A 25,461-nucleotide genomic window follows, 5' to 3' on the forward strand; every position below is an offset into this window, starting at 1 on the left:
GCCCGCGCTTGTCGCTCCTCGGGCACTCCACCTTCCGAAGGCATCCGCATGAAGATTCTCCCGCCGCGTTCCGCCGCGTCCCCCCGCCCGCTCGCGCCCGCCGTCGCGGTCGCCGCGCTCTCCGTCCTCGTCGGCGGCCTGCTCCCGCAGCAGCCGTCCGCGACCACGGAGGGCGCCCCCGACGTGCGCCCGCTCGACGACGCCGCCCGCGCCACGACCGTCGGCGCGGCCGCGACCCCCGCGTCGGCCGCTCCCGTCGAGGGCGCCGGCGTCGCGACCGTCCCGCAGGAGGGCGAGAACCTCGTCCCGGCTGAGGAGGCTCCGGCCGGCGTCGTGCTCGGCGAGCCCGTGGTGGACCGCCCGTTCACGGTGGCCGCCGCCGTGTGGGACGCCGCGGCGGACGACGCCGTCGAGCGCGTGGAGATCCGCGTGCGTCAGGACGGGGCCTGGGGTCCGTGGCAGGTCCTGGATCGGCCCGTCCTGCCCGAGGACGCCGCCCCCGCGCGCACCGGCACGGACCCGTTCGTCGCGTTCGGCGCGGACGGCGCCCAGCTGCGCGTGACCACCGTCGACGGCGCGGCCCCGGCCGGCCTCGAGCTGTCCCTCATCGACCCGGGCACGGCCGCCACGGACGAGACCGTTGCGAGCGCGCACCCGGCGGTGACCGCCGAGCAGGCCGCGGAGACGGCCGGCCTGCCCCGGGGCGTGAAGTCGAGCGCCGTCGTCGGGGGCGCGGAGCCCGCCGAGGGCCACACCGTGGCCACGGTCTCGGACGCCCGCGCGAAGATCCTCCCGGACGTGATCACCCGCGCACAGTGGGGCGCGGACGAGTCCTGGGCCGAGGACTCCCCGCAGTTCGACCAGGTGCGCGCGCTGACCATCCACCACACGGCCGGCACCAACGACTACACGCGCGCCCAGGCCGTGGAGCAGATGCGCGGCATCTACGCGTACTACACGAAGACCCTCGGCTGGGGCGACTTCCCGTACCACCTGATCACGGACCGCTTCGGCAACATCTACGAGGGCCGCCGCGGCGCCCTGGACTCGAACCCGCTGGGCACGCACGCGGGCGGGTTCAACCGGGGCACGATGGGCATCTCCACGATGGGCAACTACGACGTGGTCGCCCCGTCCGAGGAGGTCGTGGACGCGATGGCCCGCGCCACCGCCTACTACCTGTACCGCGACGGCATCGACGCGCGCGGCCGGGTCACCCTGACCTCGGGCGGCAGCACGAAGTACGCCGCGGGCACCCCCGTCACCGTGGACACGATCTTCCCGCACCGGGCCACGTCCGCGACCGCGTGCCCGGGGCAGCACCTGATGGCCCGCTTCGACGACCTGCGGGACCGCGCCGAGGCCATCGCGACGGCGGCCGGCCAGCCGCCGACACCGGCCACCCCGGCTCCGACGCCGGCCCCGACGACCGCGCCGTCGACCGCCGGCACGTACACGGTGCAGCCGAACGACGGCTGGTGGACCATCGCCCGCCGCACCGGCGTGCCCGCGGCCACCCTCCAGGAGCTCAACGGCATGACCGAGTCGACCGTGCTCCACCCGGGCATGGTGCTGCGCACCGTCGCCGACCCGACCGCCCCGGAGCCCACCCCGATCACCACCGGCACCTACACGGTGCAGCCGAACGACGGCTGGTGGGTCATCGCCCGACGGACCGGCGTCAGCGCCGCGGAGCTCCAGCGGCTCAACGGCATGACGGCGTCGACCGTCCTGCACCCGGGGATGGTGCTCATCACGGCCGCCACGGCGCCGGCCTCCCCGCCCGCGCCTGCCCCGGCCCCGGCCCCCGCCCCGGGCACGTACACGGTCCGCGAGGGCCACGGCTGGTGGATCATCGCCCACCGCACCGGCGTGACGATGGAGACCCTCCAGCGCCTCAACGGCATGACCGCGACCACCGTGCTGCACCCGGGGATGGTGCTGCGGACCGGCCAGACCGCCTCCGCCCCGGCGCCCTCGCCCGCCACGTACGTGGTCCAGGCGAACGACGGCTGGTGGCTCATCTCCCAGCGCACGGGCGTCTCCATGGAGCGCCTGCAACGCCTCAACGGCATGACGGTCTCGACCATGCTCCACCCGGGCATGGTGCTGCGCACCGCCTGAGCGCCCCGCCGGGACGACGTCGGCCCGCACCTGCGCGTGACGGTGCGGGCCGCCGTCGTCGGTTGAGTTATCACCGGTCGCAGGCCGCTGCACCCGGGATAAGTCAACCGGCGTTCCCCCGAGGCACGAGTGGGACGCCGAGGACGCCCTCGTGGCGCTGCGCCGCTGAGCGGCCGTCACAGTCCCTCCCCCTCGGCCCCCGGACGGCCCCGGGCCCCGCCTGCGGCCTACCCTGGAGGAGCCCGACCCGGGCCGCGACCGAGTCACGAGGAGATGAGACGAGCGCATGACCCGCCTGCCCGGTCTGCGTCCCCCGCGGTTCCTGGACCCGTGGCGTCGCCCGCTGGCCCCCCGTCTGCCCTGGCACGTGGTCCTCGCGGCCTCGATCGCGGGGGCACTGACCATCGCCACCCTCAGCCTCGGCGAGGACCTGGCCTCCGTGCCGCTGCTGGTGGGCGCCTTCGGCTCGTCCTGCGTGCTCGTGTTCCTCGTGCCGCACGGCCCGCACTCCCACCCTGCCAACGTGCTCGTGGGGCACGTGGTCTCGGCCGCATGCGGGATCGCCGTGATCTCCGTGCTGCCCCTGGCCTGGTACTCGCTCGCGGCCGGCATGGGCCTGGCGATGGCCGTCATGGCCGGGCTTCGCGTGATCCACGCCCCCGCGGGCGCCACCGCGCTGACGGTCATGCTGAGCAACGCGGACTGGCACTACCTGGTCACCCCGGTGCTCGCCGGGGCGCTGGTCCTCACCGCGTGCGCGCTGCTGTACCGCCGCCTGATGTGGCGGGTGATCGGGCCGGCGGAGTGAGCCCACGCCGGGCCAGGGCCGCCACGGTCAACGCCGGATGCTCCGCGTCGAACGCGGAGAGGACCCGGATCAGCCGGTCAAGCGTACTGCTCACGCCGGCCCGCTCACGTCAGGAAGTCGCGCGCGACCTCGAGGAAGCGGTCGTTGGCCTCCTTCTCGCCGATGCTCACGCGCACGCCCTCGCCCGCGAACGCCCGGACGGACAGGGCCCGGGCCTGGGCGGCCTCGGCGAACGCCTGTGTGCGCTCCCCGAGCGGCAGCCACACGAAGTTAGCCTGCGAGGCGGGCAGGTCCCAGCCGGCCTCGGCCAGGGCGGCGGCGACGCGCTCGCGCTCGTCGACGACGATCTGCACGCGCTCGAGGACCTCGTCCAGGTGCTCGAGCGAGGCGATCGCGGCCTCCTCGGCCACCGTGGACACCGCGAACGGGGTGGCCACGGTGCGCAGGGCCTTGGTGATCTCCGGCTGCGAGACCGAGTAGCCCACGCGCAGGTTGGCCAGGCCGTGCGCCTTTGAGAAGGTGCGCAGCACGACGACGTTCGCGTGCTTGCGGTACATCTCCAGGCCCTTGACCGCGTCCTCGTCGCGGACGAACTCCACGTACGCCTCGTCGATGACCACGAGGATGTGCGCGGGCACGCGCGCCAGGAAGTCTTCGACCTCGGCGGTGGTGAGCACGGGGCCGGTCGGGTTGTTGGGGGTGCAGAGCAGGATCACGCGGGTGCGCTCCGTGATCGCCTCCAGCATGGCCGGCAGGTCGTGGCGGTGGTCCGCGGTGAGCGGCACCTGCACGTCCACGGCACCGGCGGTGCGGACCACGATCGGGTAGGCCTCGAAGGAGCGCCACGCGAAGATCACCTCGTCGCCCTCCCCGGCCTCGCCGTGGCCGGCGAAGGCGGTGATGACCTGGGCCAGGGCGCCGAGGGAGCCGGCGCCGGTCACGACGTCGTCCGCCGGGACGTCCAGGTGTGCGGCCAGGGCCTGGCGCAGGCTGGTGGAGAGGGTGTCCGGGTAGCGGCAGAGGGTGCTGGGCGCGCCCTCCGGGCCGGTCACGACCTGACGCACCCGGTCGATCACGCCGGGCACGGGCGCGTAGGGGTTCTCGTTCGAGGAGAGCTTGTAGGGGTGCAGGCCCGGGACGGCGACCGGCGGCTTGCCGGCGGCGTACGGCGGCAGCATGCCGACCTTCTTGTGGGGCGCGACCACGGCGGGCGTCTGCTGTGCGTCATCAGTCATGGCCACCAGGGTAATGCGGGCCGCGGACGCTGTGATCCGCCCCACGGGCCCCGGGCTCAGGCTGCGCCGAAGGCGACGGCGACGGCCCGGGCCGCCTCACCGAGCCGGTCTCCGAGGCGTGCCGGGTCCTCCGGCCGCGTCGCGTAGACCACGGCGAGGGCGGCGGGCAGCTGGCCCGGGACCCGCAGCGGCACGGCCACCGAGGAGACGCCGGTGATGACCTCGTCGGAGCTGACGGCCCAGCCGCGCTCCCGCACGTCGTCGAGCTCGGGCCGCTCGGGCGCGGCCTCGCCGGGCAGCCGCGCCCACTCCTGTCCGGTCAGGGCGACGGCGATCGCCATCCCCGGCGCACCGACCCCGAGGGGGTGCCGGGTCCCCGGCCGCTGCGTGACGAGGTTGCCGCTGGGCGGCTCGGCCGTGGCCAGGGTGAGGCAGTGGGCCCCGTCCCACACCACCAGGAACGCGGTCATGCCCAGGTCCGTGGAGACGGCCGTCAGGTGCGGCATGGCCGCCGCGCGCAGATCCTGCTCCACCCGGCGGGCGAGGACGGCCAGGCCGGGGGCGGCGTGGACGCGGCCGAGGCCGTCGCGGCGCAGCAGGCCGTGGGCCTCGAAGGTGCGCAGCATGCGGTAGGCGACCGAGCGATGGACGCCCAGGCCGTCGGCGAGGTCGGCGATGGTGGGTGGCTCGGGCGCCTCCACGACGGTCTCGAGCAGGGTGAGCGCGCGGGAGAGGGCCTGGGAGGGCGCGCCCTCCCGGACCGGGCCGCCGTCGTGCTCCGCCATCCGTGCTCCTCGCCTCGCGTGCCGGACGTGACGCGCCCGGGGCGTAGTCGACCCGCGCGCCTGTTGTGAACCCGGTCACGTCCGCGTACAGTCTGGCACACATGTGTTCCCAGGGGGAACACCGTGTTCTCTGAGAGAACACACCGTCGGGTGGCACGCGCGCCGCGCAGCGACATCCCCCGCAGCGAAAGGACCCCCATGCTCTTCCACCACCACGGCTATGTCTCCACGAACCCGCGCGTCCAGGTGGCGGCCGGCATCGGCCTGGACCGCCCCGCCGAGCTGCCGGACGAGATGGACGTGCTGATCGTCGGCTCGGGCCCGGCCGGCATGATCGCCGCCGCCCAGCTCGCGATGTTCCCGGACGTCCACACCCGCATCATCGAGCGCCGCCCCCACCGCCTCGAGATCGGCCAGGCGGACGGCATCCAGGCCCGCTCCGTGGAGACCTTCCAGGCCTTCGGCTTCGCGAGCGAGATCATCGACGAGGCCTTCGACCTGACCTCCATGGCGTTCTGGAACCCGGCCGGGGACGACGCGGACACGATCGTGCGCACCTCGCTGGCCGAGGACGACCCGGAGGGCGTCTCCGAGTTCCCGCACCTGATCGTGAACCAGGCCCGCATCCTGGACTGGTTCGCCGAGTACATGAAGAACTCCCCCACCCGCGCGCGGCCGGACTACGGCTGGGCGTTCGAGACCCTCGAGGACACGAACGACGGCGAGCACCCCGTGCTCGTGACCCTGCGCCGCACCGTGGACGCCGAGGGCAACGCCCTCGAGGACCCCGCCTCGGGTCCGACCCGCCAGGTGCGCGCCAAGTACGTGGTGGGCGCGGACGGCGCGGGCTCTCGCGTCCGCAAGGCGATCGGCCACACCCTGACCGGCGACGCCGCGAACCACGCGTGGGGCGTCATGGACGCGCTGGCCGACACGGACTTCCCGGACATCCGCACCAAGTGCGCGATCCACTCGTCCAGCGGCTCGATCCTCCTGATCCCCCGCGAAGGCGGCCACCTGTTCCGCATGTACGTGGACCTCGGCGAGGTCCCGGCGGACGACAACCACAAGGTGCGCCAGACCCCGCTCGAGGAGATCATCCGCCGGGCCCAGCAGATCCTGCGCCCCTACACGCTGGACGTGAAGGAGGTCGCCTGGCATTCGGTGTACGAGGTGGGCCACCGCCTCACCTCGGGCTTCGACAACCGCGAGCGCGTGGCCCACCCCAACGTGTTCCTGCTCGGCGACGCCTGCCACACCCACTCCGCGAAGGCCGGCCAGGGCATGAACGTGTCCATGCAGGACGGCTGGAACCTCGGCTGGAAGCTGGGCCAGGTGCTCTCCGGGATGGCCCCGGTCGAGCTCGTGCCGACCTACTCGGAGGAGCGCAAGGAGATCGCCAAGAACCTGATCGACTTCGACAAGGAGTGGTCGACGCTCATGGCCAAGCCCACCTCCGAGCTGGGCGACCCGAACGAGGTGGCCGAGTTCTACACGAAGACCGCCGAGTTCCCGGCCGGCTTCATGACGGAGTACCGGCCCTCCCTCCTCACCACGGACGCCACCGGTCAGGCGCTGGCGCAGGGCTACCCCATCGGCAAGCGCTTCAAGTCGGCGCTGGTGGAGCGCTCGTGCGACACCAACGTCAAGCACCTGGGCCACCTGCACCGCGCGGACGGCCGTTGGCGCGTGTACGTGTTCGCCGACGCCGCCTCCCCGCGCGCCGAGGATTCGAAGGTGGCGGCGTGGGCGAAGGCGATCGAGGAGGACCCGCGGTCCTTCCGCAACCGCCACACCCCGTCGGACGGGCCGGAGGACGCCCGCTTCGACATCAAGGTCGTGTACCAGCAGAAGCAGACCGAATTCGCCCACCCAGACGTGCCGTCGGTCTTCTGGCCGACCACCGGCTCCCTCGGCCTGCACGACCTGAACAACATCTTCGCCACGTGCCGGCCCACGCACGGTGAGGACATCTTCGAGGCCCGCGGCATCAGCCGTGACGGCGCCGTCGTCGTGGTCCGCCCGGACCAGTACGTCTCCGGCGTCTTCGGCCTGGACGAGGTCGACCGCCTGAACGCGTTCTTCGCGGGTGTGCTGCTCGACGCGAACTGAGCGGGCAGCGGCGGGCGCCCCGCCGCCGGCGCGCTCACCGGGATCCCGGGGGCAGGTGGCCCCGCTCGGGCGGCGTGCGGCGCAGGCGCACCGCCCGGCTCGAGGCCACGGTGCCGGCGGTCAGCCCGGCCAACGCGGCGGAGAGCCCGGCGACCTCCGCCCGGGACGCGGGCTCGGCGGCCTCGAACTGCCGGATCAGGTCCACCTGGACGTCGAAGTCGTGGGCGACGCCCAGGTCGTCCTCGACCGCCAGCGGAGAGGCGGTCCGGAAGCCACCCCCGGGCGCATCCCATCCGTGGCCGGCCGGGTGGAAGACCACCTCGGCCCGGCGCGACGAGACGGGGGTGGGCGCCCCGTCCGCGGCGACGGCCAGGTCCCCGTCCGAGGAGAACTCCAGCACCGCGGTCCGCCCGGTCTCCACCGCGTTGCCGGACGGAGCCCCGATCGTCATGACGCCGGCCACGGGATACACGGACGTGAAGTCCTCGCGCCCGGCCAGGTTGACGGCGTGCACCCCGCCCTGGGAGTAGCCGGCAAGGACGAGCGGGGCGCCGTGCGGGACGCCGGCCGCCTCGAGCGCCGCCCGCACCGCCGGGGCCGTGACCTCGGACCCGGAGCCGAGGGCGTCCAGCAGCCCGCCGGCGTCCCACGGGTCGGTCGACTCGGGATCCGGGATCAGGCCGCCGCGGGTGCCCGGCAGGCCCACCACCCAGGCGCGGCTCCCGTTCCCTCGCACCACCTCCGTGACCGTGAGGTCCCCGTCCCCCTCCTCGCGCGGGATGAGCGAGGCCAGCCCCGTGGCCGAGCCGTCCAGCAGGGCGGGCGCCGTCGGCCGGTCCTGCGGTGCCCCGTGCAGGGTCACCGCGCCCTGGGGCGCCGCGCCGGCGAGGGTCAGGGCGTCCGCCGCCACGGTCCACGCCTCGTCCGGGGAGACCCGCAGCGCCTCGGTGAGGTCCGACGCGGCATCCGCCCCCTTCTTCGCCGCGGAGGAGACGGGCCGTTTCAGCACCCGCTTCTGCGCCCTCGTCAGCATCTTCACGTCGATCCGCGCCAGGGCCGCGAGCAGGGGGAATCCGGCGGCCGTGAGCAGGGCGGCCACGATGGCCTCGGGCACCGCCTGGACGAGGTCCTGCACGAGCCGTTCCGCCTCGCGGGTGGTGAGGCCGTCATGGCCGTCCCGCCAGAGCAGCGCCGGCAGCTCCTCCAGGGAGGCGTCCTCGGCGGCCGTGATGCCGGCCGCCGCGCGCTCGGCCTCCTCGTAGCGGGCCGCCGCCGAGAGCAGGTCACGGTGCAGCTCGGCGCACTGCTCCGACAGGCTCCGCACCCGACCGACCGCCTCCACCAGCCGGTCCTGCAGCAGGGCGGCGGAGGCGAGCCACGCGGCCGACCGGCCCAGCCCGAAGGCGGCCGCGTCGACCTGCCACGAGGCTCCGGCCGCCTCGTCGGCGGCGTGCTCGTGCCGCCCGGCCACGACGCGCATCTCCTCGGCCTCCGCGTAGATCGAGCCCGGGCCGCCGTGCGTGCTGAAGGCCACCGCCCCCGGGCCGGCACCCCTCCCGCCGGTCACGCCGCCACCGCCAGCGAGCGCAGGGCGGCCAGCGCCGTCTCCTCGGCCGCCCGCTGACGGGCCTCGGCGTCCCGGCGTGCGTCCTCCGCCTCCCGCTCGGCGGTGGCCCGCAGGGCGAGCCACTCCCCGGCCTCCCGTTCGAGCTCCGCCGCCAGGGTCGCCGCCCGCCGCACGGCCTCCCCATAGGCGCCGGCGGCCTCCCCGCGCCATGCCGTGTGCATCGCCGAGCGCACGTCCGTGGCGGCGCTGACCAGCCCGCCCAGCGCCGTGCGCAGCTGCGTCTGGGCCACGGCGAGGTCGGCGAGGGCCTGCTCGGCGGCCTCCCGCTCGCGCCGGGCGGGGTCGGCCCACGCGGCCAGGCGGGCGGCGTCGTCGTCGAGTCCGACGGCCCGCAGGGCCGTGGCGATCTGCTGAGGTCCGATGAGGGGTGACATGCGGCCACCGTAGGGAGGGCCCGGGTCCCGCGACCGCGGCGGGGGACGATCCGGGGATGGGGGACGCCGTCGGGACGCCTGTGCAGGAGCGAACCGTCCCGCACCGTCCCGGCGGCCGCGTCGCCCCCGGGTCGCGCCGGCTCCGGCGTGTTGACCGAGGTCACACCCTGGCCTATCCTGAACGAGCGGTCAGTAATTCGGTGCGCCCCGGTGCGCCCTGACCACGGAACCAGCCCGCACTCAGCGTGAGGTGATCCCCATGACGCAGACCAGCTCCCCCCAGCACCTGGCCTCCGTCCCGTCCCCCGAGGATGCGGCCGGCCAGGAGAACTTCGATCGCCTGATCGCGGAGGACTCGCGCATCGAGCCCCGCGACTGGATGCCCGAGGCGTACCGCAAGTCCCTGACCCGCCAGGTCTCCCAGCACGCGCACTCCGAGATCATCGGCATGCAGCCGGAGGCCAACTGGATCACCCGCGCCCCCTCCCTGAAGCGCAAGGCGATCCTGATGGCCAAGGTCCAGGACGAGGCCGGCCACGGCCTGTACCTGTACTCCGCCGCCGAGACCCTCGGCACCCCGCGGGACGAGCTGAACGAGCAGCTGCTCTCCGGCCGCGCGAAGTACTCCTCAATCTTCAACTACCCGGCCCGCACCTGGGCGGACATGGGCGCGATCGGCTGGCTCGTCGACGGCGCCGCGATCTGCAACCAGGTGCCGCTGTGCCGCGCCTCCTACGGCCCGTACGGCCGCGCGATGGTGCGCATCTGCAAGGAGGAGTCGTTCCACCAGCGCCAGGGCTGGGAGATCCTCTACGAGCTCTCGCACGGCACCCCGGAGCAGAAGCAGATGGCCCAGGACGCCGTGGACCGCTTCTACGGCCCGGCCCTGCAGATGTTCGGCCCGCCGGACGAGGACTCCCCCAACTCCCGCCAGTCCATGGCCTGGAAGGTCAAGCGCTTCTCCAACGACGACCTGCGCCAGCGCTTCGTGGACATGATCGTCCCGCAGGCCGAGGCCCTCGGCCTCACCCTGCCGGACCCGGACCTGAAGTGGAACGAGGAGCGCGGCCACTACGACTTCGGCGAGCTGGACTGGGACGAGTTCATGTCCGTGATCAAGGGCGACGGCCCCATGAACACCCAGCGCATGGCCCGCCGCATCCAGGCCCACGAGGAGGGCGCCTGGGTCCGCGAGGCCGCCGCCGCCTACGCCCGCCGCCAGGCCGAGCAGAACGCGCCGGCCGAGACCCACCTGATCGGAGCCTGACCCATGAGCGAGACCACCGCCGCCTCCCACGCCTGGCCCCTGTGGGAGGTCTTCGTCCGCGCCAACCGCGGCCTCTCCCACGTGCACGCCGGCTCGCTGCACGCCCCGGACGCCACCCTGGCGCTGCGCAACGCGCGTGACCTGTACACCCGCCGCAACGAGGGCACCTCCGTGTGGGTCGTCCCGGCCGAGGCCATCGCGGCCTCCGACCCGGACTCCAAGGGCGGCTTCTTCGAGTCCGCGCAGGGCAAGTCCTACCGTCACGCCACCTACTACCAGCAGTCCGAGGGGGTGCCGCACCTGTGAGCTTCGCGACCAACGACTCCGCCACGAGGCACTCCGCGGGCGTGGCCATCACCGCGGAGGAGATCGCGGCGGGCGAGCAGAAGGCGAGCGACGACGTCGCCCGCTACGCGCTCGCCCTCGGTGACGACGCCCTGATGCTCGGCCAGCGCCTGTCCTGGTGGATCTCGCGCGCCCCGGAGCTCGAGGAGGACATCGCCCTGGGCAACATCGCCCTGGACCTCGTGGGCCACGCCCGCTTCCTCCTCTCCTACGCCGGCACGGCGTGGGGCAAGACCGAGGACGAGCTCGCGTACTTCCGCGACGAGGAGGAGTTCCGCTCCGTCCGCCTCGTGGAGGCCGAGAACGGCGACTTCGCCAAGACCATCGCCCGCCAGCTGTACTACTCGTTCTACTCGTACGAGCTGTACACCCGCCTGCGCGAGTCCACGGACCCCACGCTCGCCGCCATCGCGGACAAGGCCCTCAAGGAGGTCCTGTACCACCAGGACCACGCCGCCCTGTGGCTGCAGCGCCTGGGCCTGGGCACCGAGGAGTCGAAGCGCCGCATGCAGCGCGGCCTGGACGAGCTGTGGCCCTACGTGGCCGAGCTCTTCCACGACGACGACGTCGTCCGCGCCCTCGCCGAGCAGGGCGTCGCCGTGCTGCCGTCCTCGCTGGAGGAGCCCACGATGACCCGCATCCGCGCGGCCATCGAGGAGGCCGGCCTGACCGTGCCGACGACGGGCACCGCCCGCGGCGGCGACCGTTCCGGCGCCATGAGCGAGTACCGCGGGTACATCCTCGCGGAGATGCAGTCACTGGCGCGCCGTCACCCGGGAGCGACCTGGTGACCACCGTCAGCGAGCTGCGCCCCGCCGATCCCGCCGACGCGCGGGTCTGGGATGCGGCCTCCACCGTGCACGACCCGGAGATCCCCGTGCTGTCCATCGCGGACCTGGGGATCCTCCGGGAGGCACGGGTCGAGGGCGAGAGGGCCGTCGTCGTCATCACGCCCACCTATTCCGGCTGCCCCGCCATGGACACCATCACCACGGACGTCACCCGCGCGCTCGGGCGCGCCGGGTTCCCCGACGCCGAGGTGCGCCTGGTGCTCCAGCCGGCGTGGACCACGGACTGGATGACGGACGAGGGCAGGGCCAAGCTCAACGAGTACGGCATCGCCCCGCCCGTCGCGCGCACCACGGACGGCCCGATCAGGATCGGCATGGCTGTGAAGTGCCCGCGCTGCCACTCCCTGAACACCCGCGAGATCACCCGCTTCGGCTCCACCTCCTGCAAGGCCCTCTACACCTGCCGGGAGTGCCTCGAGCCCTTCGACTACTTCAAGGTGCACTGATGACCGAGACCACCGACGCCCCCACCACCGGCAAGCGCCGCGCCACGTTCAACACCCTCGAGGTGTCCGAGCTGCGCCGCCTGACCGACGACGCCGTGGAGGTCACCTTCGCGGTGCCCGAGGAGCTCGCCGACGACTACGACTACGTGCCGGGCCAGTACGTGGCCCTGCGCAAGGAGCTCGACGGCGCCGAGGTGCGCCGGTCCTACTCGATCTGCGCCGTCCCGAAGCGCGGTGAGATCCGCGTGGCCGTGAAGAAGGACATCGGCGGCACGTTCTCCACGTGGGCCAACGAGAGCCTCGAGGTCGGCGAGAGGATCGACGTGATGAACCCGCAGGGCGCGTTCACGTCCCGCACGCACGTCACCTCCCTCAACGACGCCCAGAAGGTGGCGGCGGAGAAGGTCGCGGAGAAGAAGGACACGCACCTGGTGGCGTTCGCGGCCGGCTCGGGCATCACCCCGATCATGGCGATCGCCAAGGCCGTGCTCGCGGCCTCCGAGTCCTCGCGCTTCGACCTGGTCTACGCGAACCGCTCCGCCATGGACGTGATGTTCGCCGAGGAGATCGGCGACCTCAAGGACAAGTACCCGGCCCGGTTCACGGTGCACCACGTGCTCTCCCGAGAGCAGCGCGTGTCCCCGCTGCTCTCCGGTCGCATCGACGAGGACAAGCTCACCACCCTCCTGGACCGCGTGATCGACGTGGAGGGCACCGACGAGTGGTTCCTCTGCGGCCCGTTCGAGCTCGTGCAGCTCACCCGTGAGACGCTCGCCGCCCGCGGCGTGTCCGAGGACGACGTGCGCTTCGAGCTGTTCACCACCGGCCGCCCGGAGAACCCCCAGGGCCACTCCGGCCGTGTGGTGGAGGTGGACCCGAAGGGCGACAACGTGACCATCGAGTTCAACCTCGACGGCCTCACCGCCAAGGTCGAGTCCCCCAAGTCCGCCCACGAGACCGTCCTCAACGCGGCGCTGCGCGTCCGCTCGGACGTGCCCTTCGCGTGCGCCGGCGGCGTGTGCGGCACCTGCCGCGCCAAGGTCGTCGACGGCGCCTACGAGATGGACGAGAACTACGCGCTCGAGAAGGACGAGGTGGAGAAGGGCTACGTGCTCACGTGCCAGACCCGCCCGACCTCCGACTCGATCACGCTGGACTTCGACGCCTGAGCGCCCGCCCACGAGACCGAAGGAGCCCCCGATGATCGAGATCACCGTCGAGAACGGCGTCGCCGAGATCGTGCTGGACGCCCCCCAGAGGATGAACGCCCTGGACGAGGCCGCGCTGGCCGAACTCCAGGCCGCCTACGAGCGGGCCGCCGCCGGCGTCGAGTCCGGCGAGGTCCGGGCCGTGCTGCTGCGCGGCGAGGGCCGCGGGTTCTGCGCGGGCCGCGACATCTCCGCCGTGGTCCCGGCCGAGGACGACGCCACCGCCTACCTGCGGGACAGGGTCACCCCGGTGCTGCGGGCCATGTCCGAGATCCCGGTGCCCACCTTCGCGGCGGTGCAGGGCGCCTGCCTGGGCGTGGGCCTGGGCCTCGCGATCGCCACGGACGTGGTGTACGTGGCCGAGGACGCGAAGATCGGCTCGCCGTTCGCGAACCTCGGGGCCACCCTGGACTCGGGCGGCCACTGGCTGTTCACCGAGCGCCTGGGCGCGCACCGCACCCTGGACCTGATCTACACGGCCGAGCTCCTCTCGGGCGCCGAGGCCGTCCAGGCCGGGCTGTTCTCCCGGGCCCTGCCCGCGGACGAGCTGCTCGAGTTCACCCGTGCCAAGGTCGCTCAGGTGGCCTCCGGCGCGACCCTCGCGTTCCGCGCGTCGAAGGAGCTCGTGGCCCAGGTCCGCGACCACCGCGTGGGCCTGTGGGAGTCCCTCGACGCGGAGAACATCGCCCAGGGCGAGCTCTGCGGCACTGCGGACTACGCCGAGGGCTTCCAGGCCTTCCAGGAGAAGCGGAAGCCGGAGTTCACCGGCCGCGGCTGAGCCGCCGCACCCCGCCACCGACGACGGCGCCGCACCCTTCGCACGAGGGGCGCGGCGCCGTCGTCGTCCCGGCCCGGCCGCGTCACATTCCCGTCATCAGCCCGGATCGTGGCGTGAGTCACAGAGGATCGTATACGGTGACGGGTGTCACTTCCCGACCGAGCGGTCGGGCGCCACACCGTCCCGTCGCCGCCTCACGGCCGGCCGCTTCCCCGCATCCCAGGAGCACCCATGAGCCACACCGTCGCATCCCCCGCGGCGCCCGTCCCCGCGCGTGACCGCCGCGAGGAGCGTAAGGTCATCGCCGGCACCGTCGTCGGCACCACCATCGAGTGGTACGACTTCTTCATCTTCGCCCAGGCCACCGCACTCGTCTTCGCCGCCCTCTTCTTCCAGCCGATGGGCGAGAGCGGCTCCCAGATCGCCGCATGGGTCACCCTCGGCATCTCCTTCCTCGTCCGCCCGCTCGGCGCGATCATCGCCGGCCACCTCGGCGACCGCTTCGGCCGCAAGCTCGTGCTGTCCCTCACGCTGATCGGCATGGGCCTGGCCACCACCCTCATCGGCCTGCTGCCCACCTACGCCCAGATCGGCGTGTGGGCCCCGATCCTGCTCGTCGCGCTGCGCCTGCTGCAGGGCCTGTCCGCCGGCGGCGAGTGGGGCGGCGCGGCGCTGCTGTCCGTGGAGCACGCCCCCCACGGCAAGCGCGGCCTGTTCGGCTCCGCCCCGCAGATCGGCGTGCCGCTGGGCATGATCCTGGCCACCGGCGTGCTGTTCATCGTGCGCTCCACCATGTCCGAGGAGCAGTTCCTCACCTGGGGCTGGCGCATCCCGTTCCTGATCTCCGTGGTGCTGATCGTCGTCGGCTACCTGATCCGCAAGGCCGTGGAGGAGTCCCCGGTCTTCAAGGAGATGCAGCAGCTCAAGGTGGACGAGTCCGCCCCGCTGGGCGAGCTCTTCCGGCACCACACCAAGGAGGTCATCCTCGCCGCCGTGATCTTCGCCGCGAACAACGGCGTCGGCTACCTGCTCATCGCGTGGTTCTCGAAGTACGGCGGTCCGAAGGGTCTGGGCATGACCTCCTCCGAGGTGCTCATCGCGAGCCTCGTCGGCGGCGTCGGCTGGTTCATCTTCACCCTGCTCGGCGGCTGGGTCTCGGACAAGATCGGCCGCAAGCTGACCTTCGTCCTCGGCTACGGGTTCCTGATCGTCTGGGCCTTCCCGCTGTTCGGGCTGCTCAACACCGCGTCTCTGCCGCTGTTCTCGCTGGGCCTGTTCGTCCTGACGCTCGGCCTGGGTCCGTCCTACGGCCCGCAGTCGGCGATGTACGCCGAGATGTTCCCGGCCCGCGTCCGCTTCTCCGGCGTCTCCATCGGCTACGCGCTCGGCACCATCATCGGCGGCGCCTTCGCCCCGCTGCTCGCCGACCAGCTCGTGAAGACCGGCTGGGAGAACGTGGCCTGGTACATCATCGTGATCTCCGCGATCTCGCTCATCGCCGTCCTGTTCGTCCCCAAGGGAATCCAGGACCGCGAGCTGCACGACGAGCAGGTCGTCGCCACCCGCTCCCACCCGGTGGTCCCGGCCTGATCCGGCCCGCCTGACGGGCTTCGCCCGTCCCCACCCCACGACGACGGCGCGTCCTCCTCCGGAAGGGCGCGCCGTCGTCGTGCGCGGCCGGACCGCGGGGTCAGGCCCCGGGCCGGTCGAATGCGAACACCTCGCCGAGGCCGCCCCACTCGTTCCGGCCGAGCCGCGTCACCGGGTCCAGACGCCGCGCGTCGGGCAGGCGGTGGCCGCGCGCGTCGGTGACGAGCACGTCCTCGGCCACGGCCAGGTGCACCACGCGCCCGAACATCACGACACCGTCCCCCGCCTCGACCGTGCGGTCCAGGACACACTCGAACACCGCCGGGGAGGCGGCCACCCGGGGCGCATCGACGGCGACCCCCGGCTCCGCCTCGAGCCCGCCCAGCGCGAACTCGTCCACCTCGGGGCCGACGACGGCGGACGTCGCGTTGGCGGCCTCGGCGAGCGCGCGGTCGATGATCGAGACGGTGAACTGCCCCATGGCCTCGACGTTCGTCAGGGTGTCCTTGCGCCCCGTGGAGGAGACCACGAGGATCGGCGGCTCGTTGGAGACCATTGTGAAGAACGAGTGCGGGGCGAGGTTCGCCACGCCCTCGGCCGACCGGCTGCCGACCCAGGCAATGGGCCGCGGCACGAGCATGGTCTTCATGAGGCGGACGGCGTCGCCGGCGGGCAGGCCGTCGACGGGGAACTCGGCGCGGGGGCGGGTCTGGCTCATCGCCCCAGTATCCCCCGCGGGGTCCGGCCGGACCGGGTCCGGACGGCGCGGAGGCCCGCAGACACGCCGTTGCGTCGGGGACGAAGCGGCGCGTCTGCGGGCCTCCTCGAAGGGCGGGCCGGGTCAGACGCTGATCGACTTGGCCTCGGCCATCTCCTTCAGGCCCAGCTCGCCGAACTCGCGGCCCATGCCGGACTGCTTGACACCGCCGAACGGCACGCGCGGATCGATGGCGCCGTGCTTGTTGATCCACACGGAGCCGGCCTCCAGGCGCAGGGCGACCTCCTTCGCGCGCTCGACATCCGGCGACCACACCGACGCGCCGAGGCCGACCTCGAGCCCGTTGGCCCACGCGATGGCCTGCTCGAGGTCCGTGTAGCGCACGATCGGCAGGGCGGGGCCGAACTGCTCCTCGGCCACGAGCGGGTTGTCGTTGTCGATGTCCGCCACGAGGGTGGTGGGGTAGAAGTAGCCCGGCGCGGACCCGTCCGGATCGCCGCCGAGCAGGACCCGCGCGCCGCCGTCCTTCGCCGCCTGCACGAGGCGGGCGACGATGTCGTACTGCGCCTTGTTCTGCAGCGGGCCGAGCACGTTCTGCTCCTCGAGCCCGTTGCCCATCGGCATCGCCCGCGCCACGGCCACGAGCTCCTCGCACACCGCGTCGTAGAGGGCGTCCGACACGTACAGGCGCTTCAGGGCCGCGCAGGTCTGGCCCGTGTTGATGAACGCGCCCCAGAACAGGCCCTCCGCGATCGCCTTCGGGTCGGCGTCGTCCAAGACGATGCCGGCGTCGTTGCCGCCGAGCTCGAGGGTGATGCGCTTGAGGTCGTCGGCGGCGCCCTTCATGATCGCCTTGCCCGTGGCGGTGGAGCCGGTGAAGGTGATCTTGTCGATCCCGCCGTGCGCGGTGAACGCGCGGCCGAGCTCGCCGTCGCCGGCCAGGACCTGCAGGACGCCCTCCGGGAGGGCCTGGTTCATCACGTGCGCCAGCGCCAGCACGGACAGCGGGGTGTACTCGGAGGGCTTGAGCACCACGGTGTTGCCCATGCGCAGCGCCGGGGCGATCTGCCAGACGGAGATCATCATGGGCCAGTTCCATGGGCCGATGCCGCCGACGACGCCGATCGGCGCCCAGTGCAGCTCGGCGCGGCCGGACTCGTCATCCACGAGCACCTCGGGCTCGATCTCGAACGCGGCGGTCGCACGGGTCCAGGCGACGCAGCCGCCGACCTCGAAGGCCGCGTTGGGGCCGTTCTTGACCGGTTTGCCCTGCTCCCGGGAGAGCAGCTCGGCGAGGGCCTCGGCGCTCGCCTCGATCGCGTCCGCGGCGCGGTTCAGGGCGGCGCTGCGCTCGGCGTGGGGCAGCTTCGCCCAGTCGCGCTGGGCGGTGCGGGCCCGCTCGACGGCGGCGTCGAGGTCCGCCGTCGTGCTTTGCGGGGCGTGCCCGATCAGCTCGCCCGTGGCGGGGTCCTTGATCTCGGCGCCGGCGCCCTCGGGGGCGGCGACGGCGGCGAGGAGGTCGGCGTAGGTCAGGGTCTCGGTCATGGGGTTGCCTCTCGTACGGGGTCGGAGTGGTCTGTGGTCGAGGTCAGTGTGGGGCTCAGGAGAGCTCGCCGCCACGGGCGATGCCCGCGTAGGTGGCGGGTCGGCGGGCCTTCAGCCAGAGGGCCCAGGCCGTGCCGAGCGCGCCGGGCGCCACAACGAGCGCCGGCAGCAGCCAGCTCAGCGGGGTGGGGCCGTCCGCGCCGAGCAGCACGGGGAAGTTCACCATCGTCAGCACGAACAGGGCGAGCAGGCCGACGGCGGCGAGCGCGGGGGCGACGACCCGGGTGAACACGCCGAACTCGTCCCGGTGACGCCGCAGGTAGCCGATGACGGACACGGAGGTCAGTGCCATGAGCAGCACGAGGCCGAACGCGCCCATGTTGGTCAGCCAGGTGAAGAGGGTGACGACGGGGAACAGGGGGTCGTCAGAGCGGGAGCCCGCCACGGCGAACACCACGAGCACCACGAGCGCGGCCCCGGACTGGGCCAGCGAGCCGCCGACGGGGGCGCCGGTGCGCGTCGAGGTGTGGGCCAGGAACGCGGGCAGCACGTGCTCCCGGCCGAGGGCGAAGGCGTAGCGGGCCACGATGTTGTGGAACGCGAGCAGCGCGGCCAGGAGGCTGACGATGAAGAGGATGTTCGCCAGGTCCGTGAACCACAGCGGGGTGTGGGCGCCGAGGAACGCGAAGACGACGTCGGGGCCTCCGGCCTGGGCAGCCGCCACGACCTGGCCTGGCCCTTCCGTCATGACCATCGCCCACGCGGAGAACGCGTAGAACACCGCGATCAGCACCACCGAGATCAACGTGGCCCGGCCCGCAGTGCGCTTCGGGTCCTTGACCTCCTCGTTGTAGATGGCACCGGATTCGAAGCCCATGAACGCGGCCACGGAGAACACCAGGGCGGCGCCCACACCGGAGGTGAACAGCTGGTCCGGCAGCAGGCCGGCCGCGCTCACCCCCTCCGGGGCCGCGCGCAGGCCGAGCACGGTGTAGACGCACACCACGAGGAACTCGAGCGCCACGACGCCCATCAGGACCTTGGCAGAGAAGTCCACGCGGTAGAGGCCGAGCACGCCGACCAGCACCCACGCGCCCAGCGCGCTGGCCCACCACGGGACGGCGATCCCGAACGTCCCCTCGAGGAACGACGAGGTCGCGAAGCCGAACATGCCGGCGATGCCGACCTGCATGCACGCGTAGGACACGAGCGCGACGAGGGCGGCGCCCACCCCGGCGGGCTTCCCCATGCCGCGGGCCACGTAGGCGAAGAACGCGCCCGCGTTGTGGACGTGTCGCGACATCGCCGCGTACCCCACCGAGAACAGCAGCAGGACGGCACCGAGCACGAGGAAGGACAACGGGACGCCGAGCAGGCCGGTCACGGCGAAGTTGCTCGTGATGCCGCCGGCCACGGCGGTCAGGGGCGCGGAGGCCGCGACGATCATGCAGACCAGCGCCGGCACGCCGATGCGGCCCGCACCGAGGCGGTCGTCGCCGCTGCTCGAGGGGACGCGGGCGGACGGTGCGGCGGGTGACGGGTGAGGTGTGGCCGGCGTGCCGGCGGCATCGAGGACGGAGCTCATGCGGTCCCTCCTGAGACGGGAGGCGAGGGGATCCGCCTCGGGGTGATCTGACTCACTCGAGGGTGGCCGATCCAGCGGGCCGCGGATTGACGATCCGCGAAGAGGCGTTGCCGCCGCGCGCAGTCCCGCCCCGTTAGGCCGCCTGCCGCCGGTACCCGCCGGGCGTCACGCCGAAGCGCGCGCGGAACGCCCGCGAGAAGTGGGCCGGGTCCGCGAACCCCCACCGCGCTCCCACGACGGCGACCGGGCGGCCGGCGTTCCCGGGGTCGCCCAGCTCGTCCCGGCAGCGCTCCAGCCGGCGTCGCCGGATGGTCGCGGCGACCGTCTCCCCCGTGCCTTCGAACAGCAGGTGCAGGCTCCGGACGGACATGAAGTGCGCGGCGGCGACGCTGGCTGGGGACAGCGCGGGGTCCGCCAGGTGCTCGTCGATGTGCCGGAGCACGGCGGCGCGCTGCCGGTCCCGTTCGTCGTCGGGACCCCCGACGGGCGCGGGCCGGACGCCCTCGGCCGGACGGGGCGGCAGGCCGAGCAGATCGGCCACGAGGGTGCCGACGAGATCGACGACGTTGTGCGCCAGCCGGCCGCCGATGGCCGGGTCGAGCACGGGCATGGCGTCCGCCGCCTGCGTCAGGAACGCGCTCACGGCCGGGCCCAGTCGATGACCCTCGTCGAGGGCCGTCGCCGTGACCTGCGCCGCCTGGCCGGGGGCGATCCCGAGGGCCGCGTGGGGGAACATCAGGACGTGGCTCGTGAAGTCGCGGTCGAATGAGAGGGTGTAGGGCTGAGACGTGTCGTAGATCGCGAGCCGGCCGGGCTCCAGGAGGACCTCACGGCCGTCCTGGAGGAGCAGGCCGCGGCCGGAGAGCTGCAGGGACACCTTGAACATGCCCCCGCCGCCCGCCGCGGCGAGACGCTCGGTCCGGTGCACTGCGTGCGGCGCGGCCGCGAGAGTGGTGAGGCCGATCCCGCCGAACTCGCTCACGTCGAGCCGGCCGGAGAACGACCGGCTCGGACGGAGTAGTTCCGACTCGAGGGGGACGAAGGAGCGGGAGATCAGCTCCTTCCATTCGGCATGGTCGTCGACGGTCCGCCGGAACACGCGAGGCCCTCCCTTCACGCTGCTTCGCTGTAACCTGGCTCACCATTCTCCCACTGGAGAAAGACCAGGCAACCCCGTGCGGCGCGTCATGACGGCCCGCCACACCCGGTCACATCCGGCGGATCGCCGCCGTCAGCAGCGCGAGCTGGGCCTCCAGCGCGGCCCGGTCGTGCCGATCCGCATCGACGACGGCCGTCACCTGCGCGCCGAACAGCCACGTCAGGATCAGGTCCACGAGGGCGCGTCGGTCGAGGTCGGGACGCAGTGCGTCGTCGTCGTCGGCCTCGCCGAGGGCCGCGTCCAGACGCGCCCGCCACGCCTCGAGGGTCGCAGCGGCCACCCGGGCCTCGGCCTCGTGGCGGGCGGCCTGGTCCCAGAACGAGATGACGAGTCGCGCCTCCACGAGGAGGTCCTCGTCCACGGGCAGGACCTCGAGGCACAGGCGGCGCAGGGCCTCCAACCCGCGCACGCCCGCGAGCGCCTCGTCGATCCGCGCCTGCGTCCGGCCGAAGACGTGGGCGTAGGTCGCGTCGAGCAGGTCCGTCTTGGCGGGAAAGTAGGGCTTCAGAGCCCCGTGCGCGTATCCGGCCTGCTCGGCGATCTGGCGCATGGTCGCCCCCGTCAGCCCGCGGCGGGCGACGACGCGCCACGCGGCCTCCACCAGCTCGGACCGACGGCTGTCATGGTCCACGACCTTGGGCATGGCGCTCCTTCGCGTAGAGGTGTCGGGCGCGGCCGGATTGACCACGCGCGCAGACGACGGCCGACCTGTGCACGGATGTCCTATGACCCGCGTCACGCTAATGCCTACCGTACGTGGCACGGATAGTTCTCCACCTGGAGAAGAACACCCCACCAGTGCCGTCCGCGGCAAGGAACGAGGATGCCATGACCACCGAGACCGCCGGCGACTTCCGCCTGCAGACCCCCGAGGAGATCGAGGCCGTCGTCGCCGTCCTGCGCGACGACGGGATGCTGGGCGAGAACGCGCGCATCGCCTACCTCGGGCTCCTCGACCCGCCGCGCGGTGCGGAGCGCGCGGAGGCGTCGCGCGACCGCCGGTTCCGGGTGTTCGTCCTGGACGTGGCCGGCGGGCGGCCCGTCGAGGCCGTCGTCTCCGCCACGCGCCGCGAACTGCTGTCCTTGCGCGAGCTCGACTCCGCCGTGGACGGCGAGTTCCCCGTGATGGAGGAGGAGTTCGCGGTCGTGGAGGCGGTCCTGGCCCAGGACCCCCGCTGGCAGGAGGCCATGCGGACCCGCGGCATCCCCGTGGAGGAGGTGCGTGTGGCGCCCCTGTCCGCGGGGGTCTTCGAATACGAGGAGGAGAAGGGCCACCGCATCCTGCGCGGCCTGGCCTTCCACCAGAAGCACGAGGCGGATTCGCCGTGGGCCCACCCGATCGACGGGATCGTCGGCTACGTGGACGTCACGGCCAAGGAGGTCACCCAGGTGATCGATCTGGGCGCGATGCCCGTGCCGCAGGAGCACGGCAACTACACGGACCCCGAGCTCACCGGCGACCTGCGCACCACGCAGAAGCCGATCGAGATCACCCAGCCCGAGGGGCCGTCCTTCACCGTGGACGGCGGCAACCACGCGGAGTGGGAGCGCTGGAGCCTCGACATCGGCTTCGACATGCGCGAAGGACTCGTGCTGCAGAACATCGCGTTCGACGACCCGCACACCGGCCGCCGCCGCACGATCCTGGACCGCGCGTCCATCGCCGAGATGGTGGTGCCCTACGGCGACCCCTCCCCCATCCGGTCCTGGCAGAACTACTTCGACACGGGCGAGTACCTGGTGGGCCAGTGGGCGAACTCGCTCGAGCTGGGCTGTGACTGCCTCGGCGACATCACCTATCTCTCCCCCTGGGTGGTGAACAACGCCGGTGAGCCGCGCCAGATCAAGAACGGCATCTGCATGCACGAGGAGGACTGGTCCATCCTCTCCAAGCACACCGAGATGTGGACCGGCATCTCCTACACGCGCCGCAACCGCCGGCTGGTGATCTCCTTCTTCACCACCATCGGCAACTACGACTACGGCTTCTACTGGTACCTCTACCTGGACGGCACGATCGGCTTCGAGGCAAAGGCCACCGGCATCGTCTTCACCTCGGCCGTCCCCGAGGGGACCACGGACTTCGCGTCCGAGATCGCCCCGGGACTGGGCGCCCCCTTCCATCAGCACCTGTTCAGCGCGCGGCTCGACTTCGCGCTCGACGACGGCACGTGCCGCGTGCTGGAGGAGGACGGCGTCCGTCTGCCGTTCTCCGAGGAGAACCCGCGCGGCAACGCGTTCACCCGGCGCCGGACCGTGCTGGCCACGGAACAGCAGGCCCAGCGCGACGCCGACATGTCCGTCGCCCGGACCTGGGTGGTGGAGAGCGCGGAGCACAAGAACCGCCTGGGCGCCCCCGTCGGCTACAAGCTGCACCCCGAGGGCCTGCCGACCCTCATGGCGGCCGAGGGGTCCTCCATCCACCGGCGGGCGACCTTCGCGGCCAAGACCCTGTGGGTGTCCCAGTACCACGAGGACGAGCGCTACCCCACCGGCGACTTCCCGAACCAGCACGGGGGCGGCGCCGGCCTGCCCGAGTGGACGGCCGCGGACCGCAACGTGGACGGCGAGGACCTCGTCGTGTGGCACACCTTCGGCCTGACGCACTTCCCGCGCGTCGAGGACTGGCCCATCATGCCGGTGGACCACGTGGGCTTCCGACTGCGCCCCGAGGGCTTCTTCGACCGCTCGCCGGTGCTCGACGTGCCGGAGCCGCGCAAGGGCGCCTGCCACGCCGGTGGCACCCCCGGCGTGGCAGGCGGCGGGTCCGACGACGCCTGCGGCTGCGGGCACTGACGGAGGCCCTCCATGACGGCCCTCGCCCCTCGCACAACTCGACGCCCCTCGTCCTTCGCAACGCCGCGCTCAGCCCCCGAGGGAGGCGGGGGCCGTCTGCCGGCCGCGCTCGCGCTGCTGGCTGCACCGTTGCACGTGGCGGTCCTCGTGATGCATCCCCACGGCCTCGTCACGACCGTGGTCCTGCTCGCGATGACCGCGTGGTGCGCGCTCTGCGGGGCGCGGCTGCTGCGCGGACACGGCACCGCCCCGGCCAGCGAGGCAGCAGGCACCCTCCGCATGCTGCTGGTGTCCGCGGCCGCGATGGTGCTCGCCCACGCTGCCATGGTGGCGGGCCTGCCGGGGATCGGTGCGGGCCATCACCATGACGGCGGGGCCGCGGCGACGGCGCACGACGCGGGCGCGACCCGCGCGATGCTCGGCATCGTGGTGCTCGAGCTGGGCGTCGGGCTGACCTCGGCCCTCGCGCTGCGGCGGACGAGCCGAGACTGAGACCCCGTGCGCGGCCCGTCACCCCGACGGACCGCGCACGGGGTCGTCTCATGCTCCTTAGAAGGGCTCGACACCCGTGATCATCGCGGCGGCCCGCTCCCCGATCATCACGGACGGCGCATTGGTGTTGCCCGACGTCACCTGAGGCATGATCGACGCGTCGGCCACGCGCAGCCCCTCGACCCCGTGCACCTGCAACGTCGCCGGATCGACGACGGCGTCCTCGCCGACGCCCATCGCGCACGTGCCCACCTGGTGGTGGTACGTCGTCGTGGTGTTGCGGATGTAGGCGATCAGCTCCTCGTCCATGTCCCCGACGTTCGGGCCCGGGTGGATCTCCATGGCACCCCAGTCCTCTGCGAGGGCGGGCTGGGCGGCGATGCGCCGGCACTGGCGCAGGGAGTACAGCATGGCTTTGAGATCCTCCGGCGCGGTGTAGGCACCGATGTCCACCCGCACGGGGTCCTGCGGCGCGGGGCCGGAGAGGGTGAGGCTGCCGCGCGAGAGCGGGCGGACGATGCCCGCCAAGAGGGAGAAGCCGGTCTCCGGCCCCACCATCGGGTCGCCCGCCGTGTTGGTGTACATCGGCACCGAGAAGTAGATCGGCTGGGTGTCCGCCACCGGCAGCGCCGGGTCGGACTTCGCGAAGTAGTGCACCTGGGTCACGGCCACCTCTGGGGCCGGCGCCTCCCTCTCGGTGACGCCGACGACCGGCACGAGCAGGTGGTCGTGCAGGTTGCGCCCGACGCCGGGCAGTTCGTGGGCGACGTCGACGCCCACCTCGCGCAGGTGGCCCGCGGGGCCGATGCCGGAGCGCAGCAGGATCTCCGGGGACCCGAGGGCGCCGGCGCAGAGGACGACCTCGTCGGCCATGATCCTGAGTGTCTCGCCGCTCCGATCGAACTCGGCGCCGGTGACGCGCGCGCCGTCCAACACGAGACGCCGGGCCTGCGCGCCGGTCACCAGGGTGAGCCCCTCGTGGTCCGCCACCGGCTTGAGGTAGGCGCGCCACGTGTTGAACCGCTTGCCGTCGCGGACGTTGAGCTGCATCCATCCGACGCCCTCGACGTCCCCGGAGTTGTAGTCCGGGTTCTCTGGGACGCCCTCCTGGACGGTGGCGTCGTACATGGCCTGTTGGATCGGATGATGCGGGTAGTCGGTGCTGACATCGAGCAGCCCGTCGCGGCCGCGGGTCGTGGGGTCGCCTTCCGGATAGGCCTCGATGGCTCGGAAATAGGGAGCGACGTCGTCCCAGGCCCAGCCTGCGCAGCCGAGCTCGCCGGCCCAGGTGTCGTAGTCCCAGCGGTCGCCGCGCACCCAGATGGCCGCGTTGAGCGCGTGCGAGCCGCCGAGGACTTTGCCGCGGGGCAGATGGACTCGGCGGCCGTCGAGCTCCGGCTGGGGCGTGGTGCGGTAGTTCCAGTCGACGTCGGTCTCCCACAGGAAGCCGAGGCGGGAGACGTCGTCGATGTCCGGGTTGACGTCGTGCTCGCCGGCCTCGACGAGGGTGACGCGCCGGCCGGCGTCGAGCAGGCGACGGGTCAGGACGCAGCCGGTCGAGCCGGCGCCGATCACGAGGACGTCGGTGTGCCGGGTCTGGGGGGATTCCACGATGT

At 72.8% G+C, this 25,461-nt stretch carries 22 protein-coding genes; 12 read left to right on the top strand and 10 right to left on the bottom strand.

Features of this window, described 5'->3' with window-relative positions:
- Window positions 1-48 precede the first annotated feature (48 nt).
- Complete coding sequence (locus NR072_RS01990) at window positions 49-2,124, top strand: LysM peptidoglycan-binding domain-containing protein (RefSeq protein WP_256835965.1); 2,076 nt, start codon at window positions 49-51, stop codon at window positions 2,122-2,124.
- Between the two features lie 286 nt (window positions 2,125-2,410).
- Window positions 2,411-2,932, top strand: a complete 522-nt coding sequence (locus NR072_RS01995; protein WP_070709037.1) for an HPP family protein — start codon at window positions 2,411-2,413, stop codon at window positions 2,930-2,932.
- Between the two features lie 104 nt (window positions 2,933-3,036).
- Here the strand turns inward: NR072_RS01995 and NR072_RS02000 are convergent, their stop codons facing one another.
- A complete protein-coding gene (locus NR072_RS02000) occupies window positions 3,037-4,167 on the bottom strand; it encodes a histidinol-phosphate transaminase (protein ID WP_256835966.1) in 1,131 nt (376 codons plus the stop codon).
- 56 nt (window positions 4,168-4,223) lie between these two features.
- Entirely contained in the window at window positions 4,224-4,952 is a 729-nt protein-coding gene (locus NR072_RS02005) for an IclR family transcriptional regulator (protein WP_256835967.1), read from the bottom strand.
- A gap of 198 nt (window positions 4,953-5,150) precedes the next feature.
- On the opposite strand from NR072_RS02005, the gene NR072_RS02010 reads away from it, so the two are divergent.
- Window positions 5,151-7,064, top strand: a complete 1,914-nt coding sequence (locus NR072_RS02010; protein ID WP_256835969.1) for an FAD-binding monooxygenase — start codon at window positions 5,151-5,153, stop codon at window positions 7,062-7,064.
- A 34-nt stretch (window positions 7,065-7,098) separates the two neighbouring features.
- Here the strand turns inward: NR072_RS02010 and NR072_RS02015 are convergent, their stop codons facing one another.
- Both NR072_RS02015 and NR072_RS02020 read right to left on the bottom strand, forming a co-directional pair.
- Window positions 7,099-8,598 (bottom strand): hypothetical protein, encoded by a 1,500-nt coding sequence (locus NR072_RS02015; protein ID WP_256835970.1) that lies wholly within the window; start codon window positions 8,596-8,598, stop codon window positions 7,099-7,101.
- Window positions 8,599-8,627: 29 nt separating this feature from the next.
- The gene (locus NR072_RS02020) at window positions 8,628-9,065 is read right to left on the bottom strand and encodes a hypothetical protein (RefSeq protein WP_135019476.1); all 438 of its coding nucleotides are present in this window, start codon (window positions 9,063-9,065) and stop codon (window positions 8,628-8,630) included.
- A 259-nt stretch (window positions 9,066-9,324) separates the two neighbouring features.
- On the opposite strand from NR072_RS02020, the gene paaA reads away from it, so the two are divergent.
- The 7 genes from paaA (at window position 9,325) to NR072_RS02055 (ending at window position 15,550) form a co-directional block, all read left to right on the top strand.
- A complete protein-coding gene (gene paaA, locus NR072_RS02025; RefSeq protein ID WP_036316646.1) occupies window positions 9,325-10,332 on the top strand; it encodes a 1,2-phenylacetyl-CoA epoxidase subunit PaaA in 1,008 nt (335 codons plus the stop codon).
- 3 nt (window positions 10,333-10,335) lie between these two features.
- Complete coding sequence (paaB, locus tag NR072_RS02030; RefSeq protein ID WP_020624884.1) at window positions 10,336-10,638, top strand: 1,2-phenylacetyl-CoA epoxidase subunit PaaB; 303 nt, start codon at window positions 10,336-10,338, stop codon at window positions 10,636-10,638.
- On the top strand, window positions 10,635-11,468 hold the full coding sequence (gene paaC, locus NR072_RS02035; RefSeq protein ID WP_036316649.1) for a 1,2-phenylacetyl-CoA epoxidase subunit PaaC: 834 nt from the start codon (window positions 10,635-10,637) through the stop codon (window positions 11,466-11,468). The genes paaB and paaC overlap by 4 nt, the downstream gene beginning before the upstream one ends.
- Window positions 11,465-11,974: a 1,2-phenylacetyl-CoA epoxidase subunit PaaD gene (gene paaD / locus NR072_RS02040; RefSeq protein ID WP_373021415.1), complete on the top strand. Its 510-nt coding sequence runs from the start codon at window positions 11,465-11,467 to the stop codon at window positions 11,972-11,974. Before paaC ends, paaD begins: the two co-directional genes overlap by 4 nt.
- Entirely contained in the window at window positions 11,974-13,143 is a 1,170-nt protein-coding gene (paaE, locus tag NR072_RS02045) for a 1,2-phenylacetyl-CoA epoxidase subunit PaaE (RefSeq protein WP_256835971.1), read from the top strand. Before paaD ends, paaE begins: the two co-directional genes overlap by 1 nt.
- Before the next feature lie 31 nt (window positions 13,144-13,174).
- A complete protein-coding gene (locus NR072_RS02050) occupies window positions 13,175-13,960 on the top strand; it encodes an enoyl-CoA hydratase/isomerase family protein (protein WP_049146507.1) in 786 nt (261 codons plus the stop codon).
- 231 nt (window positions 13,961-14,191) lie between these two features.
- The gene (locus NR072_RS02055) at window positions 14,192-15,550 is read left to right on the top strand and encodes an MFS transporter (protein ID WP_102708660.1); all 1,359 of its coding nucleotides are present in this window, start codon (window positions 14,192-14,194) and stop codon (window positions 15,548-15,550) included.
- Window positions 15,551-15,650: 100 nt separating this feature from the next.
- Here NR072_RS02055 and NR072_RS02060 read toward each other — a convergent pair whose 3' ends face one another.
- From NR072_RS02060 to NR072_RS02080, 5 genes are all read right to left on the bottom strand, one after another.
- Window positions 15,651-16,268, bottom strand: coding sequence for a flavin reductase family protein (locus tag NR072_RS02060; protein WP_170720764.1), 618 nt, complete (start codon window positions 16,266-16,268; stop codon window positions 15,651-15,653).
- Between the two features lie 123 nt (window positions 16,269-16,391).
- The gene (locus NR072_RS02065; RefSeq protein ID WP_256835972.1) at window positions 16,392-17,813 is read right to left on the bottom strand and encodes an aldehyde dehydrogenase family protein; all 1,422 of its coding nucleotides are present in this window, start codon (window positions 17,811-17,813) and stop codon (window positions 16,392-16,394) included.
- Window positions 17,814-17,868: 55 nt separating this feature from the next.
- Entirely contained in the window at window positions 17,869-19,398 is a 1,530-nt protein-coding gene (locus NR072_RS02070) for an APC family permease (RefSeq protein ID WP_081374418.1), read from the bottom strand.
- Between the two features lie 133 nt (window positions 19,399-19,531).
- A complete protein-coding gene (locus NR072_RS02075; RefSeq protein WP_170720757.1) occupies window positions 19,532-20,497 on the bottom strand; it encodes a helix-turn-helix domain-containing protein in 966 nt (321 codons plus the stop codon).
- A 109-nt stretch (window positions 20,498-20,606) separates the two neighbouring features.
- Window positions 20,607-21,200, bottom strand: coding sequence for a TetR/AcrR family transcriptional regulator (locus NR072_RS02080; protein ID WP_170720754.1), 594 nt, complete (start codon window positions 21,198-21,200; stop codon window positions 20,607-20,609).
- 185 nt (window positions 21,201-21,385) lie between these two features.
- Here NR072_RS02080 and NR072_RS02085 point away from each other — a divergent pair, with 185 nt between their 5' ends.
- Together NR072_RS02085 and NR072_RS02090 are read left to right on the top strand one after the other, a co-directional pair.
- Window positions 21,386-23,353, top strand: coding sequence for a primary-amine oxidase (locus tag NR072_RS02085; protein WP_256835973.1), 1,968 nt, complete (start codon window positions 21,386-21,388; stop codon window positions 23,351-23,353).
- 147 nt (window positions 23,354-23,500) lie between these two features.
- Window positions 23,501-23,845: a hypothetical protein gene (locus tag NR072_RS02090; protein WP_127446119.1), complete on the top strand. Its 345-nt coding sequence runs from the start codon at window positions 23,501-23,503 to the stop codon at window positions 23,843-23,845.
- Between the two features lie 57 nt (window positions 23,846-23,902).
- Here the strand turns inward: NR072_RS02090 and NR072_RS02095 are convergent, their stop codons facing one another.
- Window positions 23,903-25,456 (bottom strand): GMC family oxidoreductase N-terminal domain-containing protein, encoded by a 1,554-nt coding sequence (locus tag NR072_RS02095; protein ID WP_256835974.1) that lies wholly within the window; start codon window positions 25,454-25,456, stop codon window positions 23,903-23,905.
- Window positions 25,457-25,461: the final 5 nt, after the last annotated feature.

This window comes from Micrococcus sp. Mcc89 (genome assembly GCF_024519795.1).
Taxonomy (GTDB): domain Bacteria; phylum Actinomycetota; class Actinomycetes; order Actinomycetales; family Micrococcaceae; genus Micrococcus; species Micrococcus luteus.

Excerpts from the sequence above, each read along its gene's own strand:
- NR072_RS01995 (WP_070709037.1), top strand. The coding sequence starts at position 2,411 with ATGACCCGCCTGCCCGGTCTGCGTCCCCCGCGGTTCCTGGACCCGTGG.
- NR072_RS02065 (WP_256835972.1), bottom strand. The coding sequence starts at position 17,813 with ATGACCGAGACCCTGACCTACGCCGACCTCCTCGCCGCCGTCGCCGCC.
- NR072_RS02000 (WP_256835966.1), bottom strand. The coding sequence starts at position 4,167 with ATGACTGATGACGCACAGCAGACGCCCGCCGTGGTCGCGCCCCACAAG.
- NR072_RS02010 (WP_256835969.1), top strand. The coding sequence starts at position 5,151 with ATGCTCTTCCACCACCACGGCTATGTCTCCACGAACCCGCGCGTCCAG.
- NR072_RS02085 (WP_256835973.1), top strand. The coding sequence starts at position 21,386 with ATGACCACCGAGACCGCCGGCGACTTCCGCCTGCAGACCCCCGAGGAG.
- paaE (WP_256835971.1), top strand. The coding sequence starts at position 11,974 with ATGACCGAGACCACCGACGCCCCCACCACCGGCAAGCGCCGCGCCACG.
- NR072_RS02050 (WP_049146507.1), top strand. The coding sequence starts at position 13,175 with ATGATCGAGATCACCGTCGAGAACGGCGTCGCCGAGATCGTGCTGGAC.
- NR072_RS02080 (WP_170720754.1), bottom strand. The coding sequence starts at position 21,200 with ATGCCCAAGGTCGTGGACCATGACAGCCGTCGGTCCGAGCTGGTGGAG.
- NR072_RS02060 (WP_170720764.1), bottom strand. The coding sequence starts at position 16,268 with ATGAGCCAGACCCGCCCCCGCGCCGAGTTCCCCGTCGACGGCCTGCCC.
- paaB (WP_020624884.1), top strand. The coding sequence starts at position 10,336 with ATGAGCGAGACCACCGCCGCCTCCCACGCCTGGCCCCTGTGGGAGGTC.
- NR072_RS02005 (WP_256835967.1), bottom strand. The coding sequence starts at position 4,952 with ATGGCGGAGCACGACGGCGGCCCGGTCCGGGAGGGCGCGCCCTCCCAG.
- NR072_RS02055 (WP_102708660.1), top strand. The coding sequence starts at position 14,192 with ATGAGCCACACCGTCGCATCCCCCGCGGCGCCCGTCCCCGCGCGTGAC.
- paaA (WP_036316646.1), top strand. The coding sequence starts at position 9,325 with ATGACGCAGACCAGCTCCCCCCAGCACCTGGCCTCCGTCCCGTCCCCC.
- NR072_RS01990 (WP_256835965.1), top strand. The coding sequence starts at position 49 with ATGAAGATTCTCCCGCCGCGTTCCGCCGCGTCCCCCCGCCCGCTCGCG.
- NR072_RS02070 (WP_081374418.1), bottom strand. The coding sequence starts at position 19,398 with ATGAGCTCCGTCCTCGATGCCGCCGGCACGCCGGCCACACCTCACCCG.
- NR072_RS02020 (WP_135019476.1), bottom strand. The coding sequence starts at position 9,065 with ATGTCACCCCTCATCGGACCTCAGCAGATCGCCACGGCCCTGCGGGCC.